At 69.9% G+C, this 16,330-nt stretch carries 13 protein-coding genes and 1 pseudogene; 7 read left to right on the top strand and 7 right to left on the bottom strand.

What is annotated here, in order from left to right; all coding sequences use genetic code 11:
* Positions 1–9: 9 nt before the first annotated feature.
* On the bottom strand, positions 10–1,785 hold the full coding sequence (locus ABD798_RS25525; RefSeq protein WP_344879613.1) for an ABC transporter ATP-binding protein: 1,776 nt from the start codon (positions 1,783–1,785) through the stop codon (positions 10–12).
* A complete protein-coding gene (locus ABD798_RS25520) occupies positions 1,782–3,539 on the bottom strand; it encodes an ABC transporter ATP-binding protein (protein ID WP_344879610.1) in 1,758 nt (585 codons plus the stop codon). Before ABD798_RS25520 ends, ABD798_RS25525 begins: the two co-directional genes overlap by 4 nt.
* A 111-nt stretch (positions 3,540–3,650) precedes the next feature.
* On the opposite strand from ABD798_RS25520, the gene ABD798_RS25515 reads away from it, so the two are divergent.
* From ABD798_RS25515 to ABD798_RS25505, 3 genes are all read left to right on the top strand, one after another.
* Entirely contained in the window at positions 3,651–4,259 is a 609-nt protein-coding gene (locus ABD798_RS25515; RefSeq protein ID WP_344879607.1) for a hypothetical protein, read from the top strand.
* Between the two features lie 85 nt (positions 4,260–4,344).
* On the top strand, positions 4,345–4,797 hold the full coding sequence (locus ABD798_RS25510; RefSeq protein WP_425549275.1) for a SigE family RNA polymerase sigma factor: 453 nt from the start codon (positions 4,345–4,347) through the stop codon (positions 4,795–4,797).
* A gap of 4 nt (positions 4,798–4,801) precedes the next feature.
* Positions 4,802–5,107, top strand: a complete 306-nt coding sequence (locus ABD798_RS25505; RefSeq protein WP_344879601.1) for a hypothetical protein — start codon at positions 4,802–4,804, stop codon at positions 5,105–5,107.
* On the opposite strand, the gene ABD798_RS25500 is transcribed toward ABD798_RS25505, so the two are convergent.
* Positions 5,108–5,674, bottom strand: coding sequence for a dihydrofolate reductase family protein (locus tag ABD798_RS25500; protein WP_344879598.1), 567 nt, complete (start codon positions 5,672–5,674; stop codon positions 5,108–5,110).
* Between the two features lie 169 nt (positions 5,675–5,843).
* Between ABD798_RS25500 and mihF the strand changes: the two genes are divergently transcribed.
* Positions 5,844–6,158: an integration host factor, actinobacterial type gene (gene mihF / locus ABD798_RS25495; protein ID WP_086824577.1), complete on the top strand. Its 315-nt coding sequence runs from the start codon at positions 5,844–5,846 to the stop codon at positions 6,156–6,158.
* Positions 6,159–6,237: 79 nt separating this feature from the next.
* On the opposite strand, the gene ABD798_RS25490 is transcribed toward mihF, so the two are convergent.
* Positions 6,238–6,981 (bottom strand): aminoglycoside phosphotransferase family protein, encoded by a 744-nt coding sequence (locus tag ABD798_RS25490; protein ID WP_344879593.1) that lies wholly within the window; start codon positions 6,979–6,981, stop codon positions 6,238–6,240.
* A gap of 219 nt (positions 6,982–7,200) precedes the next feature.
* Here ABD798_RS25490 and ABD798_RS25485 point away from each other — a divergent pair.
* Positions 7,201–13,212, top strand: a pseudogene (locus tag ABD798_RS25485) (type I polyketide synthase); the annotation flags it as partial.
* Here the strand turns inward: ABD798_RS25485 and ABD798_RS25480 are convergent.
* Complete coding sequence (locus ABD798_RS25480; RefSeq protein WP_344879587.1) at positions 13,160–13,417, bottom strand: AMED_5909 family protein; 258 nt, start codon at positions 13,415–13,417, stop codon at positions 13,160–13,162. The pseudogene ABD798_RS25485 and the gene ABD798_RS25480 sit on opposite strands and share 53 nt — an antisense overlap.
* Positions 13,418–13,551: 134 nt before the next feature.
* Here ABD798_RS25480 and ABD798_RS25475 point away from each other — a divergent pair, with 134 nt between their 5' ends.
* A complete protein-coding gene (locus tag ABD798_RS25475; RefSeq protein WP_344879584.1) occupies positions 13,552–14,283 on the top strand; it encodes a DUF5919 domain-containing protein in 732 nt (243 codons plus the stop codon).
* A 2-nt stretch (positions 14,284–14,285) separates the two neighbouring features.
* Entirely contained in the window at positions 14,286–14,756 is a 471-nt protein-coding gene (locus tag ABD798_RS25470) for an NUDIX domain-containing protein (RefSeq protein WP_344879581.1), read from the top strand.
* On the opposite strand, the gene ABD798_RS25465 is transcribed toward ABD798_RS25470, so the two are convergent.
* The gene (locus tag ABD798_RS25465; protein ID WP_344879578.1) at positions 14,749–15,087 is read right to left on the bottom strand and encodes a VOC family protein; all 339 of its coding nucleotides are present in this window, start codon (positions 15,085–15,087) and stop codon (positions 14,749–14,751) included. The genes ABD798_RS25470 and ABD798_RS25465 overlap by 8 nt on opposite strands.
* Positions 15,077–15,709: a DUF2238 domain-containing protein gene (locus ABD798_RS25460; protein ID WP_344879575.1), complete on the bottom strand. Its 633-nt coding sequence runs from the start codon at positions 15,707–15,709 to the stop codon at positions 15,077–15,079. The genes ABD798_RS25465 and ABD798_RS25460 overlap by 11 nt, the downstream gene beginning before the upstream one ends.
* Positions 15,710–16,330 lie beyond the last annotated feature (621 nt).

The following is a 16,330-nucleotide window of genomic DNA, read 5'->3' as shown; positions in this document are numbered from 1 at the left end:
GATTCTGGCTCATGCCGCGACGGGCTGGGCGAACTGGGCCGCGTACAGCCGCGCGTAGTGGCCGTCGGCGGCGAGCAGGTCCGCGTGCGAGCCCTGCTCCACGATGCGTCCGGAGTCCATCACCAGGATCACGTCGGCGTCGCGGATCGTGGACAGGCGGTGCGCGATCACGAAGCTCGTGCGGCCCTGGCGCAGCGAGGACATCGCCTGCTGGAGCATCAGTTCGGTGCGCGTGTCCACCGAGCTGGTCGCCTCATCGAGCACGAGCATCGCCGGATCGGCCAGGAACGCGCGCGCGATGGTGATCAGCTGCTTCTCGCCCGCGCTGACGTTGGAGCCCTCCTCGTCGATCACCGTCTCGTAGCCGTCGGGCAGCGTGCGCACGAAGCGGTCGACGTGCGTGGCGCGCGCGGCCTCGACGATGCGCTCTCTGGAGACGTCGTCGACGCCGTAGGCGATGTTCTCCGCGATCGTGCCGCCGAAGAGCCACGTGTCCTGAAGGACCATGCCGATGTTGCCGCGCACCTGCGAGCGCCGTGCCTCGGCGATGTCCACGCCGTCGAGGGTGATCCGGCCGCCGGAGACCTCGTAGAAGCGCATGAGCAGGTTGACCAGCGTGGACTTGCCCGCGCCGGTCGGGCCGACGATGGCGACGGTCTGGCCGGGCTCCACGGACAGCGACAGGTCTTCGATGAGCGGCTTGTCGGGGGAGTAGCGGAAGGACACGTTCTCGAAGGCCACGCGTCCGCGCACCGTGCCGAGCGGGATCGGGCTCAGCGGCTCCGGGCGCTGCTCCTCGGCGTCGAGCAGGCCGAAGACGCGTTCGACCGACGCGAGGCCCGACTGCACGATGCTGGTCATCGCGGCGAGCTGGGTGATCGGGTGGTTGAACTCGTGCACGTACTGGATGAAGGCCTGGACGTCGCCGAGCGACATCGTTCCGCTGGCCACGCGGAGCCCGCCGACGACGGCCACCATCACGTAGGTCAGGTTGCCGACGAAGGACATCGCGGGCTGAGTGGTGCCGGAGACGAACTGCGCGCGGAAGGCCGCCTTGTACAGCTTTTCGTTGTGCTGGGCGAAGGTCGCGACCGCTTCGCGCTGCCTGCCGAAGAGCTTCACCAGCGCGTGCCCGGTGTACATCTCCTCGATGTGGCCGTTGAGCTCGCCGGTGGTGGCCCACTGCTTCTTGAAGTGCGGCTGCGCCCGCTTGGCGATCGCCCTGGTGATCACGATCGCGACGGGGATGGTGATGAGCGCGAGCAGTGCCATGGTCGGCGCCAGCCAGAACATCATCACGACCACGCCGAGCAGGGTGAGCAGCGAGATCGTGATGCGGCTCAGAACCTGTTGCAGCGCTTCGGAAACGTTGTCGATGTCGTTGGTGACCCTGGACAGCACCTCGCCGCGCGGGCTGCGGTCGAAGTACGCCAGCGGCAGCCGGTTGAGCTTGTCGGCGGAACGCTCGCGCAGCCGGAAGGCCAGTCGCTGAGCCACAACGGCGGTCAGCCTGCCCTGCACCCACGCGAAGCCCGACGAGCCAACGATCGCGGCGAGCGCCCATGCCAGCGAGGTCCCGACGGCGCCGAAGTCGATGCCCGTCCCGCGCACTCCGGTGAAGATCAGGTCAGTGACGCGCCCGAAGATCAACGGCACGGTCACCCACGTCGCGACGTAGCCCAGCCCGGCCGCGAACACCCCCGCGAGCAGCGCGCGCTCGGGCTTCATCATCCGCAGCAGCCGGGACAGCGTCGCGGCGAAGTCAGTGGGCTTCTCGGTCTTCATGCCATCTCCACGGTGTGTTGGGAGAGCACGATCTCCCGATAGGTGTCGTTGGTGGTCATCAGTTCCGCGTGCGTTCCGGTCCCCACGACCCGCCCCGCTTCGAGGACGACGATCCGGTCGGCCTCGCGGATCGTGGAGATCCGCTGCGCGACGATGATCACTGTCGCGCCGCCGAGTTCCTTTGCCAGTGCGGCACGAAGCGCTGCGTCGGTGCTGTTGTCCAGCGCGGAGAACGAGTCGTCGAAGAGGTAGATGTCCGGCTTCGCGACGAGTGCCCTGGCGATGGCCAACCGCTGCCGTTGCCCGCCGGAGACGTTGCTCCCGCCTTGCCCGATCGGGGCGTCCAGCCGCTCCGGCAGCGCCTCGACGAAGTCCCTCGCCTGAGCGATCTCCAAGGCTCGCCACAGGTCCTCGTCGGAGGCGTTCGGGTTGCCGTAGCGCAGGTTCGACGCGATCGTCCCGGAGAACAGGTACGGCTTCTGCGGGATGAAACCGATCTCGCTGGACAACGTCGCCGGAGCCAGTTCGCGCACGTCGACACCGCCGACGCGCACTTCGCCGCCCGTGGCATCGAAGAGCCGGGGGAGCAGGTTGAGCAGCGTGGTCTTGCCACTGCCGGTCGAACCCACCACCGCCGTGGTCTGTCCCGGGCGGGCGATGAGGTCCACGTCGTGCAGCACCGGCTGCTCCGCGCCCGGGTAGCGGAACCCGGCTCCGCGCACGTCGACGTACCCCGGGCGAGGTAGCTCCGTGACCGGGTTCTCCGCCACCACAACGCTCGTGGTGGTGGTCAGGACCTTCTCGACGCGGCCCGCCGACACCCGCGCGCGGGGGAGCTGGAGGATCATGAAGGTCGCCATCAGCGTCGACATCAAGATCTGCATCAGGTAGTGCAGGAAGGCGAAGAGCGCGCCGATCTGCATCGCGCCCGCGTCCACCCGCAGGCCGCCGAACCACATCACGGCGGCGTTGGATAGCTCCATCACCAGCAGGATCACGGGCAGCATCAACGCCATCAGCTTGCCGACCCCGAGCGCCACGCCCATCAGTTCGCCGTTGGCGTCGGCGAAGCGCTCGCGCTCGTGGTCCTCGCGCACGAAGGCCCGCACCACGCGGATGCCCGTGATCTGCTCGCGCAGCATGCGGTTCACGCGGTCGATGCGCTGCTGCACGAAGCCCGCCAGCGGTCCCATCCCGCGCAGGATCAAGCGCATCGCCACCGCGAGCGTGGGCACCACCACGATCAGCAGCGCCGAGAGCGGGACGTCCTGCCCCAGGGCCATGATCACGCCGCCCACGCCCATGATCGGCGCCGTCACCATCGACGCGAGCGCCAGCATGGTGATCATCTGCACCTGCTGGACGTCGTTGGTGGTGCGCGTGATCAGCGACGGCGCCCCGAACTCGCCCAGCTCGCGCACGGAGAAGGTCTGCACCCGCTCGAAGACCGCCGCCCGCACGTCGCGGCCCACCGCCATCGCCGTGCGCGCCGAGAAGTAGATCGCGGCCGCCGCCGTCACGACCTGCACCAGCGTGACCGCGAGCATGACCGCGCTGGTGCTGAAGATCCGGTCGGTGTCCCCTTCGAGCACGCCGTTGTTGATGATGTCGGCGTTCAGCGCGGGCAGCAGCAACGAGGCGAAGGTCTGCGCGAGCTGCAACAGCACCACGATCGCGATGGACCCCCGGTACGGCCGGAGATGGGTGCGGAGCAGGCGGAGGAGCGCTCCCCGGCGCTCTGGTTCGTCGGTCACGTGATCACGCTAGAAACTCAACCAACGTTGAGGTCAAGCTCGCCGCGTGCAACCTTCCGGGCCCCTCGCGGCATGTAGTGGGTGAAGCTCACCGATCCGAGGAGTTCGCCCATGCGCACACGCCTGATCTTCGCCGCCGGAGCGCTCGTGCTCGGCGGAGTCGGCGCCGCCGCCCCCGCACTCGCCCAGCCCGCCCCCGCTCCGCCGCCCGCCCTCACCCCCGTTCCCGGCCCGGCCCCGGGCGCCGGTGCCGGTGCCGGTGAGTGCGTGTACCCCGCCCCCGCACTCCCGGCTCTTGAGCGGCCCAGTCCGGTGCATCCGATGCCCGGTCAGCCCACCGTGGCTCCGCCGGTCCCCGGCCAGCCCGGCCCAGCCCACCCCGAGCCTGGCCAGCCCGTATCGCCATTCCCCGCGCCTGGCCGGATCGCGCCAGCGCACCCCGCCCCCGGCGTGCCAGCGCACCCGGCACCCGGCCAGCTCTCGCCGGTCGACCCCGCCTCCGGCCAGCCCGCGCCCACGGATCCCGCACTGGTGCCGGGACCGTCCGTGCCCGCCCCTGGCAATCCGGTGCCCGGCCACGTCATTCCGGGCAACCCGGCGCCGGTCCCGCCCGGCGTGGTCCTCCCGCCAGCGCCCGGCCAGGCGACCGCTCCTCCCGCCCCGAACCAGCCCGCGCCGGTTCCAGCTCCCGCGCGGTGCCCGGCGCCCGCGCCCAAGTGACTCGCGACGCGGAAGACCACCACGCGTGACTGACCCCATCTGGGACGCCGAGTTCAGCGCCTGTTTCGACAGGTGCGCCTCCGGCATGCGCTTCACCGCCTACCTGCTGTGCGGTGACTGGCACGAGGCGGAGGACCTGATGCAGGCGGCGTTCCTCAAGCTGTACCTCGCGGGGCCCCGGTTGGCGCGTCGCGAGGGCCTGGAGCCGTACCTGCGCCGGATCGTGGTCCGGACCTTCCTCGCCGAGCGGCGGCGGGTCCGCTGGCGCAGGGAACGGGTCACTGACGCGCCGCCTGAGCTGCCACAGGACTCGGCGCTGAGCGAGGACAAGCTCATCCTGTGGCAGGCGCTCGCGGCCGTTCCGGCACGTCAACGCGCGGTGCTCGTGCTGCGCTACTGGAACGACCTCAGCGTCGAAGAGACCGCCGCGGCCCTGAAGTGCTCGACGGGCAACGTGAAGAGCCAAGGCAGCCGTGGTCTCGCGGCGCTCCGGCGCATCCTGGGACCCGACTTCGCCGACATGCCAGTGGAGGTGTGACGTGGTGCGTGAAGAGGACGTGCGAGCGACCTTCGCGGTGCTCAACGCGCGCAGCGCGCCGCCGCTGGCCGTGAACGCCGAGGACGTCGTGGCCTACGGCAGCCGGATTCGCAAGCGCCGCAAGCGAACCCTCGCCGCAGCGAGCACGGGGCTGGCCGTGGCGGTGGTGCTCGCCGGGGTCTTCCTCGGCCTGCCCGAGCACCGCGCTCCGACGAACACCACCCCCGCACGCGCCCCCGAACCCACCTCGATCGTCGAGCCACCCCACGACCCGGCCTACCCGGAACCCGTCATCCCGGGCCAACGCTGACTAACGGGTGTAGTGGAGCCAGACGACTCCGGTGTGGAAGTGGCGAACGGCTTGCAGTGCAAAGGATTCCGGGCGGAAGTCGCCTGTGAACACCGGAGTGCCGGAACCGCACACGACGGGGTTCACCTTGAGCACGAGTTCGTCGATCTCCGAGCGCAGGTGGCCCGCGAGCTGACCGCCGCCGCACAGCCAGATGCCCGAACCGGGCTCGGCCTTGAGCTCGCGGACGGCGGCGACGGGGTCCGAGGCGAGGATCTCCACGCCGGGGGTGGGGGAGAGGCTGCGGGAGAACACGATCTGGCGCAGGTGCGAGTACGGGCTGGTGATGCCGTGCGCCAGCGCGGGTTCGTAGGTGCCGCGCCCCATGACGACGGTGTCGAAGCGGTGGTTCGGCGCGTCGACGGGAACGCCGAGCAGCGGGCGGACGTGGGTGGGAACGGTTTCGGGGTACTCCTCGGTGAGGGCGGTGATGTGCTCGCCCTGCATCGGGAAGAAGTCCATCTCGTGGTCGGGACCGCTGATGAAGCCGTCCAGGGTGGTCGCGACGAAGTAGGTGAGCTTTCGCAAGGTGTCTCCAAGGGTTTGGTCGAGCGCGCCACGCCGAAAGGCACGCCTTTAGGTGACAGGAGGGCCGTTTCCGGGCTTCCGGAGTGCTGGTGCGGCTGGTCGCGGTGATGATGCTGCGGTCATCCGCGTCCGGTGGGACGCGGGTTTCCTGGCAGGAAGGACGTCAGCAGTGCCTCTTCCGACGATGACCCCCGAGCAGCAGGCCCAGGCCCTGGCCAAGGCGCAGCAGGCCCGCGCGGCGCGCAGCGCCCTCACCAAGGAGCTCAAGGAGGGTTCGCTCACGCTGCCTCAGGTGCTCGCCAAGGCGGACTCCGACGACGTCGTCCGCAAGACCAAGGTGCTGGCGCTGGTGAAGGCGCTGCCGGGGATCGGTGCCGTCCGCGCCGCTCGGGCGTTGGAAGCCGCGGGCATCCCGGAGAACCGCCGCGTGGGCGGGCTCGGGGAGCGGCAGCGCGCCTCGCTGCTGGCCGAACTGGCCGACTGAGCGGGCGTGCCGGGCTGGTCGCGTCATCAGATCACGCGGCCAGCCTGGCACGGCGCCCTGTTGCGGGGCAAGTGAATACTCACTGCCCGAAGAGGCAGAGGTTCTCCCGCGACCACCGCACCCGCTGCGCCAGCTCGTCGAGAACGCCGCCCTCGACCCACGCGCGCTGCGGCTCAAGACCTCGTTCGGCCAGCGTCACCACCTTGACCGCCGCGGCCTCCTGTCGCTCGATCACCTTGTCCACCAAGCCTTCCGTGCTGGTGAGGCCGTAGGCGTCGGCGAAGATCTCGATGCGGCGAGCCCGATCCGGCGGCTCGGTGAAGTCCTGCAAGCGCATCGCCGTCGCGTCGTCGCGAAACGGAGCGCTGTACTCCAGTGCATGGGCGACGTCGTTGAGCGGATCACCGGGACCGGCCATGTCGAAGTCGATCAGGCCGACCGGCGTCGAGCGCTCCCACACCACGTTCCACGGCCCGAAGTCGCCGTGACAGATCACCTCGCCCGGCCCCGCGCCGCCGGTGCGCAGCGCCCACTCCGCGCCAGGCGGAGCCACGAATCCGCGCACGGCCTCGTGGTAGTCGCGCAGGAACATCGCGAAGGCGCGCAACCCGCGTTCCGGAGTGGCTTTCGCCCACGCGTCCCGGCCAGCGTCGCCGGGCAGCATCGTCACGATTTCGCATCCTGCCTCGATGCCGAGCGGGCGCGGCACCCGGTCGAAACCGACGGCGTGCAGGTGCTCCAGCAGCGCGTGCACGGTCGGCGTCCACCAGGCGGCCGGGCGCAGGACGCGGTCGCCGTCGATGGTGATCTCTCGGTCAGCCACCCCGTCATCCTCCCGGTTGACAAGTAGGGGCCGTTAGGGGTTCCCCCTAGCCGCCCCGGCCGGGGTTTAGTTCAGCTCCCAGCGTTGCCATGCGGGTGCATTGTTAAAAGTTCACCTGTGGTTCGCGCTGGTGAGAGAACTGGACGTGGCCCGGCACGCGCGCAGTGCCGGACCCCGCTCTCATGAGGAGACGCGCACATGGACCGAGGCAACAGCACTGAGCAGAAGTTGAGGGACTACCTCAAGCGGGTGACAGCCGACCTGCACCGGGTTCGCCAGCGACTGGGCGCGCTGGAGGAACCGGTGGCGATCGTCGGCATGGCCTGCCGCTACCCGGGCGGGGTGAGCACCCCGGAGCAGCTTTGGGAACTGGTCGCCTCCGGGACGGACGCGATCGAGGGCTTCCCGGCCGACCGGGGGTGGGACCTGGACGCGCTCTACGACCCGGATCCGGACACGCCCGGGACGACCTACGCCCGCGAGGGCGGCTTCGTGACCGGGGTCGACCACTTCGACGCCGCGTTCTTCGGCATCGCCCCGCGTGAGGCGATCGCGATGGACCCGCAGCAGCGGTTGCTGCTGGAAACGGCCTGGGAAGCGCTGGAGCGCGCGGGCATCGACCCGACAACGCTCAAGGGCAGTCGCACCGGCGTGTTCGCGGGCGTGATGTACCAGGACTACACGGCACGTCCTGGTCTGTCCACAAAGGACTTGGAGGGCTCGCTGGGGGCGGGCGGTTCCGGCAGCGTCGCGTCGGGGCGGATCTCCTACGTGCTCGGGCTGGAGGGCCCGGCCGTCAGCGTGGACACGGCGTGCTCGTCCTCGCTGGTCGCGCTGCACATGGCGGTGAAGGCGATCCGCAACGGCGAGTGCGACCTGGCGCTGGTCGGCGGCTCGATGGTGATGTCGACGCCGGTGGCCTTCGTCGACCTGTCCCGGCAGCGGGGGCTCGCCCGGGACGGCCGCTGCAAGGCGTACTCCGACGAGGCCGACGGCACCGGGTGGGGCGAGGGCGTCGGCATGATCGCGGTCGAACGGCTCTCGGACGCGCGCCGCAACGGGCACCCGGTGCTGGCGGTGGTGAAGGGCTCCGCGCTCAACCAGGACGGCGCCTCCAGCGGTCTGACCGCGCCCAACGGGCCGTCGCAGCGCCGCGTGATCGAGGCCGCGCTCGCGGACGCGGGGATCTCCGCGGCGGAGGTCGATCTCGTGGAGGGGCACGGGACCGGGACCGCGCTGGGTGATCCGATCGAAGCTCAGGCGCTGCTGGCGACCTACGGCCGGCGCGAGTCGGGCGAGCCGCTCTACTTGGGCTCGCTCAAGTCCAACATCGGTCACACTCAGGCCGCCGCCGGCGTCGGTGGTGTGATCAAGATGGTGATGGCGTTGCGGCACAAGCTGATGCCGAAGACGTTGCACGCCGAGAACCCGTCGGAGAACGTCGACTGGACCGCCGGTGAGGTCTCGATCCTGACCGAGGCCCGGGAGTGGACGCGCGCGGAGCACCCGCGCCGGGCCGGTGTCTCCTCGTTCGGCTTCTCCGGCACCAACGCGCACGTCATCCTCGAAGAAGCGCCGGAAAGCACGCCCGTGGAGCGGCGGAACGCCAACGGTGCGGTGCCACTGGTGGTGTCTGGGCGGACACCAGAAGCACTGTGCGCGCAGGCGGAGCGGATCGCGGACTTCGTGGAGTCCTCTGAAGAGTCCCTTGTGGACATTGCCTACTCGTTGTCCGCGACGCGGTCGGCGTTCGAGCACCGGGGGGTGGTGGTCGGAGCGGATCGCGCGGACCTCGTGGCGCAGCTGCGCGAGCTGGCGGTCTTCGGCCAGGTCCGGGGCGACGCGCGCCGCCCGGTGTTCGTCTTCCCGGGCCAGGGCTCGCAGTGGGTGGGCATGGCCGTTGAGTTGCTGGACAGCTCGCCGGTGTTCGCGGAGCGCATGGCGGAGTGCGCGGCGGCGCTCGCGGAGTTCGTGGACTTCTCGGTGCTCGACGTGCTGCGCGGGGTGCCCGGGACGCCGCCGATGGAGCGGATGGACGTGCTCCAGCCTGTGCTGTGGTCGATCATGGTCTCGCTGGCGGAGGTGTGGCGTTCCTTCGGCGTCACCCCGGCCGCGGTGATCGGGCACTCCCAGGGCGAGGTCGCGGCGGCCGTGGTCTGCGGAGCGCTTTCGCTTGCTGACGCGGCAAAGATTTGTGCGTTGCGCAGCAGAGCGATCCGGACCGTGACCGGTCAGGGCGGGATGCTCTCGCTCACGATGCCGCGCGACGCCGTCGACGACCTGATCGCCCCGTGGGGGAGTGCGGTCTCGGTCGCGGTGGTGAACGGCCCGCAGGCGGTGATCATCTCTGGGGACCTGGAGGCCTTGGAGCAGATCAGGGTGCTCGCCGAGGAGCGGAGCGTGCGCGCGCGGAAGGTCGCTGTCGACTGCGCGGGTCACTCGGCGCACATGGACCCGCTGAAGGCCGGTGTACTGGCGGACCTGGCATCGGTGCGGCCGATGGCCACCAACACGCCGTTCATCTCGACGGTGACCGGCGAGGTGCTCGACACGTCGACGCTGGACGCTGAGTACTGGGTCAGGAACCTCCGCGAAACCGTGCTCATGGACGCGGCCACGCGGACCGCCTTGGAGCGCGGGCACCGCACCTTCATCGAGGTCAGCCCGCACACCGTCCTGGCGATGGCGGTGCAGTCCACTGTGGACGACGCCGGGGTGGACGCGGTGGTCGTCGGGACGCTGAAGCGCGATGAGGGCGGGCTTGAGCAGTTCCTGCGCGCGGCTGCCGAAGCGCACGTCGTCGGCGCGACGGTCGACTGGTCGACGGCGTTCGACGGCGCGCACGTGGTCGACCTGCCGACGTATGCCTTCCAGAGGCAGAAGTTCTGGCTGGAGTCCGTCGAGTCGGTCGGAGACGTGGCCGGAGCCGGGCTGCGCGGCGCGGAGCACCCGTTGCTCGGCGCGATCATGGAGCTGCCGGACGGGGCGGGCGTGCTGTTCTCCGGCCTGCTGTCCACGAAGACGCAGCCGTGGCTGGCCGATCACGCGCTCGGCGAGACGGTTCTGTTCCCGGGAACGGGTTTCCTGGAACTGGCGATCCGTGTCGGCGACGAGGTCGGCTGCTCCAAGGTCGAAGACCTCACGCTCCAGGCGCCGCTCACGCTGTCCACAAAGGACGGTGTGCAGCTCAGGATCAGCGTCGGCGGGCCGGACGCCACGGGCGCGCGTGAGCTGAACATCTACTCGCGACAGGACGAGGGCTTCCTCTGCCACGCCACCGGCACGCTCTCCGCCGACCTGGCCGAGCCCGGCGCCGCGTTGTCCGCGTGGCCGCCTGCTGGAGCTGAGGAGATCGAAATCGGCCAGCTCTACCAGCGCTTCGCGGAGAACGGCTTCGCCTACGGTCCCGCGTTCCAAGGTGTTCGCGCGGCTTGGGCGAGCGGTGACGACGTGTATGCCGAGGTCGCGCTGCCGCCGCGCCAGCGGGCCGACGCGGAGTCCTACGGCCTGCACCCGGCGCTGCTCGACGCCGCGCTGCACCCGATCGCGCTGAGCACGAAGCTCTTGGAGCCCGGCGAGCACAGCTGGCTGCCCTTCGCGTGGACCGGTGTGTCGCTGCACGCATCCGGCGCGGAGGAACTGCGCGTGAAGCTCTCCAGCGCGGGCTCCGACGCGGTCGCGCTGACGATCGCTGACGGCGTCGGCAACCCGGTCGCTGACGTGGAAGCGTTGGTGCTACGTCAAACCCGTGCGGTCGAGACGCCCGTCAAGCGTCACGACTCACTGTTCACTGTGGACTGGCAGGTGGCGCGGGCAACCGCTGAGCTGCCACAGCGCGTTGCCGTGGTCGGTGACGACGCGCTCGGGATCACCGACGCGCTGCAAACGGCTGGCATTCGCGTCGAGTCCTATGTGGACTTGGTGGACATGCCCGTGCCGGACGTGGTCGTGGCACCCGTGAGTGGCGGGACTGCGCACGAGGTCACGCGTCACGCGCTGGGGCTGTTGCAGAAGTGGTTGGGGGACCAGCGGTTCGCTGACTCGCGGCTCGTGTTCGTCACGAAGGGCGCCGTGGGTAGCGGAATCACCGACGTGGGGGCGTCGGCGCTGTGGGGTTTGGTGCGAACCGCGCAGTCGGAGGAGCCGGAGCGCGTGCGGCTCATCGACACCGACGACGTCGCCGCCCTGCCCGCACTGCTGCTGGGCGCAGAGCCGCAGATCGTTGTGCGGGAGGGAAAATCGCACACGCCAAAGCTCATCGCCGCGAAGGAGCAGCGCCCGGGAACGCTGCCCGTCGGCGGCACGGTGCTGGTGACCGGCGGCACGGGCTCGCTGGGCGGAGCACTCGCGCGGCACCTGGTCGCCAACCACGGCGTGCGGAACCTGGTGCTGACCAGCCGCAGCGGTGCGAAGGCGGAAGGAGCCCGTGAGCTGCGCAACGAGCTGATCGAGCTCGGCGCCTCGGTCACGGTCAGCGCCTGCGACACCACGGACTTCGAGGCGCTGGCCAAGGTGATCGCGGCCATCCCGAGCGACCGTCCACTGTGCGCGGTCGTGCACACCGCCGGAGTGCTCGACGACGGCACGATCGGCTCGCTGACGCCGGAACGCCTGGACACCGTGCTCCGGCCGAAGGTCGACGCGGTGACCAACCTGCACGAGCTGACCAAGCACCTCGATCTCGACGCTTTCGTGCTGTTCTCCTCCGCAGCCGGAGTGCTCGGCGGTGCCGGGCAGGGCAACTACGCCGCCGCGAACACCTTCCTGGACGCCTTCGCTCAGCAGCTGCGCGAGCAAGGGCACCGGGTGACGTCCCTCGCCTGGGGGCTGTGGGACAACGTCAGCGACGAGACGCGCTCCGGCATCGTGCCCCTGACCTTCGAGGAGGGGATGGAGCTCTTCGACGCCGCGCTCGGCATGGACGACGCGCTGCTCGTCCCGATGCGCATCAACAAGTTCGCGCTCCGTGACGCCGTCGGAGCACCGGCGCTGCTGCGCGGCATGGTGAAGGCGCCGACTCGACGTGCGGCTGCCAGGGCTGCGGTCAACACGGGCGACCTGAGGCAGAAGTTGGCTTCGTTGAGCGAAGAACAGCAGCTGACCACGGTGACCGACCTCGTCCGCGAGCACGTCGCCACGGTCCTCGGGCACGCGAGCGCGGTCAGCGCGGAACACTCCTTCGTGGACTCCGGGTTCGACTCGCTCAGCGCCGTCGAGCTGCGCAACCGGGTGGCCACGGCGACCGGGCTACGGCTGCCCGCGACCCTGGTGTTCGACCACGCCAACCCCGTGTCACTCGCCCAGCACCTCCTGGGAGAGCTGGGGACCTCAACGCCCGTGGAAGTCGTTGCGGCACCCGTCGCTTCTGGGAACACGATCACCGCGTTGTACAACGAGAGCCTGGGCGCGGGTCGGTTCACCGAAGCGTTCGACTTCCTCCGCGCGACCGGAGCACTGCGACCGCGCTTCGAGGGAGCGGCCGACCTGGGCGAGCTGCCCATGCCCGTGCTGCTGGCGCGCGGACCGCAGGCGCCGAAGCTCTACTGCTTCTCCTCCTGCATCGCCACCGCCGGAATCCACCAGTGCGCGCGCTTCGCCACGAACTTCCGCGGAGTCCGTGACGTCGCCGCGCTCGCACTGCCGGGCTTCGAGGACGGGGAGCGCGTGCCGAGCAGCATGGCCGCCGTGATCGAGGCGCAGGCCGAAGCCGTGCGGCGCGACGCGGACGGAGGGCCCGTGGTGCTGCTGGGGGCCTCGGCGGGCGGCTGGTTCGCCCACGCGGCGGCGGCACACCTGGAGCGCATGGGCGAGGAGGTCGCGGGCGTCGTGCTCGTCGACACCTACACGCCGCAGAGCAACGTGCTCAAGCACTTCGGGCTGCCGCTGATGGACGCGATGTCGCAGCGCGAAGGCGTGTTCGTGACGATGGACGAGGCCCGCCTGACCGCGATGGGCTGGTACCTCACGCTCTTCGGCACGTGGGAGCCGTCGGCTATCCGGGCACGCACCCTGCTGGTCCGGGCGACCGAGCCGATGGGGCAGCGCCTGCCGCAGGACACCGGCGAGGACTGGCGTCCTGAGTGGGAGCACCCGCACGACGTGGTCGACGTGGCGGGCGATCACTTCTCGATGATGGAGCGCCACGCCTCGGGCACGGCGCTGGAGATCGAGAAGTGGATCACCGCCGTTGCCGGGGAAGCCGCTGCTCCACGTCAGCTAGCTTCTGCCTGACGTGGCTGACCCAGTACAGCGCCTCGTGCCGGTGGTCGGTGTCGACCTCCGCGACCTGGGCGTACACCTCCACCGTCTGCTGGTGGTAGGTGTGCCACTCCGAGGGGCGGGCGTGCGGGGCCGGGCGCAACCTGAGCAAGGTCTCCCGCGCCTCCAGCAACGTCCGTGACCGCATCGCCACCGCCCAGCCGTCCCTGCGTCGCACCCCGGAAGCCTCCTTGATCGTTCTCGACCAGGGAGGCTTTCGGCGGAATACCGGGACGCGCGCACCGCATGGCGGGACATCTGAAGACGTCCTTGCTAGGTTGCGCGCGTCCCAGGAGGCGCGAAGGAGCGTGTGTGGCCAACCAACGACTCAAGGAAGCGTTGCAGCGCAACGGTTTCGACCTCGAACGCGCGGCAGGGGTCACCGGGGTGGACCGCAAGACCGTGGAGCGGTGGATCACCCAGGGACGAGTTCCCTACCCCCGGCACCGGCGCGCGATCGCCACCCTGGTCAGCGAGGCCGAGGACTACCTGTGGCCGGACTCGGTCACCCCGGAGCTGGCCGAGTCCGAACTGGTGAAGCTCTACCCGAGGCGCAGCGACGTGCCGACCGACCTCTGGGACCGGCTGCTCGACACCGCGACCGACCGCGTCGAAGCACTCTCCCTGGCCGCGTTGTTCCTGGTCGAGCGCCCGGACTTCGCCAAGCAGCTGCGCGCCAAGGCCGCACAGGGCACCCGGGTCCGGCTGCTCTTCGGCGACCCCGGCGCCCGCGAGGCGGCCAAGCGCAGCGAGGAGGAACAGCTCGGCAGGGGCACCGTCGCCGCGCGCATCCGCAACGCGCTCGCGTTCGTCCGGCCGCTGGCCGACGTGGCGGGCATCGAGATCCGGCTGCACAAGCGCACGCTCTACAACTCCGTGTTCCGCTTCGACGACGAGATGGTCGTCAACACCCACGTGTTCGGTGTCCCCGGAGGCCACGCGCCAGCGATGCACCTGCGCAAACTGTCCTCCAGCCACATGTTCGAGACGTACGCGACGAGCTTCGAGACCGTGTGGGCGGGAGCCGAGCGGGTGAGGTTATAGGCGTGCGACGCATCGACCACTTCAACGACCCCGCCGCGCCGAGGGCCACCAGCCTCAAGCCCGCCGTGAGCGCCGTCGTGCTGGACGCCGAGGGCCGGTTGCTGCTGATCAGGCGCACCGACAACGACCGCTACGCGATCCCCGGCGGAGCGCAGGAGTGCGGGGAGACCGTGGCGCAGGCGGTGGTCCGCGAGGTCGAGGAGGAGACCGGCGTCGTCGTGGAGGTGGTCAGCCTGGTCGGCATCTTCTCCAACCCAGCGCACGTGGTCGCCTTCCCCGACGGCGAGGTCCGCCAGGAGTTCTCGATGTGCTTCCGCGCGGTGCCCACCGGCGGGCACCCGCGCGGCAGCAGCGAGTCGAAGGAGGTGAGGTGGGTGGCGCCGGAGGACCTGCGGTCCCTGGACATCCACCCCTCGATCCGGCTGCGGATCGAGCGGGGCCTCGCCGACCCCACCTCCCCGTACTTCACCTGATGTGGGACAGGATGTTCACCACGTTGCCGTCCGGGTCCTCCACGAAGAACCGGCGCACGCCCCACGGCTCGTCGGTCAGCTCGTAGATGATCTCCGCGTCGGAGTCCAGCGCCGCCTGGTAGCTGGCGTCCACGTCCTCGACCTGGATCGAGGCCACCGGCACCACGGGCGCTGTCGCGTCGTGCGTCATCAGGCTGAGCTGCACCTCCGGGTGCTGCGGGTCCGCGAGGGTGACGATCCACCCGTGGTTCATCACCACGCGCATCCCGACGACGGCGGTGTAGAACCTCACGGCCGCGGCCATGCTCGTGGTCGGCAGATCAGCGACCACCCTGTTCACCTTCATGGGCTACCTCTACCAGTTTGATCTCGCGGTCCTGCACCCGGGAGAACAGAAGCAGCGCCGAGCAGGCTCCGAGCAGCGCCATCGTCATGTCCCACTGGGTGTCCCACTGATCGCCCTGCGTGCCCAGGTAGTCGGCGGCGTTGTCCCCGCCCAGCATCCCCACGAAGCCCTCGAACACCTCGAACCCACCGCTGACGCCCAGGCAGACGAAGATGATCAACGTCACCAGCCAGCGGCCCGGCACCAGGGGAGTGCGCCGCAGCAGCAGCTCGCGGACCACCACGGCCGGGACGAACCCCTGCGCGAAGTGGCCGATCCGGTCGTAGTGGTTGCGCTCGAACCCGAACCAGTCCTGCATCCAGGCCCCGAGCGGAACCTCGGCGTAGGTGTAGTGCGCGCCCAGCGTCAGGATCAGCGCGTGCACCGCGATCAGCCGGTAGGTCAGCGGCGTGAGCCGGAAGCGCTTGTAGCTCAACGCCAGCGGGACCAGCGCGATCCCGATCGGCAGCACCTCAAGGGCCCAGGTGCCCCAGGAGTGCGGGTTGATCGCCGACACGGCGACCGCGACGAGGACGACGCCCAGCAGGACGAGGGGTTCACGCTTCACGCGAGGTTCCTACCCAGTTCCGGAGGATCTGCACCGCGGTGATCGGTGCTTCGGACGGCAGGAACACTCGCAGCCGCGGTCGCGTCGCGGATGAGTACTCCTACGGGGTTGGTGGCGTTTTCTCCCGTGGTGGGTTGGCTTCCGCCTTGCACCGGTACCAGCGTGGGGTCGGCTCGACCCCGGGGCCCCGCACACGTGCCCCCCCCAGGTAACGCCTCGGTTGGTGGGGCTTGCGGTTAGTGGGGCTTGCGTTTCCGAGGCCGTGGTGGGTGGCAGGGGGGTTTGCCCGTCTTCAAGTACGCCTTACCCCCGGCCAGGAGGTCGTTAACCGCCGTAAACCCTTGGCCTGCTGGGGTTAGCGGGGGTTAACGATGATCAACAGTGGGGTTTGGGGGTCTTCAAGTACGCCCAACCCCCGTCGCGGAGGTCTCCAACCACCACAAAGCCCGGGTGGGCCCGGGCCGTTGACGTACCCAATGTGGCATTTGTTTCGTCAGACGTAACCGATGCCACATTGGGTTCATCAGTCGGCGCTGAGGGGGTTGAGAAGAGGAGGCGGAGTGCGGGGCGGCGGAGTGCGTGTGAGGGAGTGAGAGGGGCGGCTGAGTAAGGGGAGGGCGG

It is taken from the genome of Allokutzneria multivorans, assembly GCF_039537405.1.
GTDB lineage: Bacteria > Actinomycetota > Actinomycetes > Mycobacteriales > Pseudonocardiaceae > Allokutzneria > Allokutzneria multivorans.
Note: the sequence above shows the minus strand (reverse complement) of the source record. Positions and strands in the feature narration are given on the sequence as shown.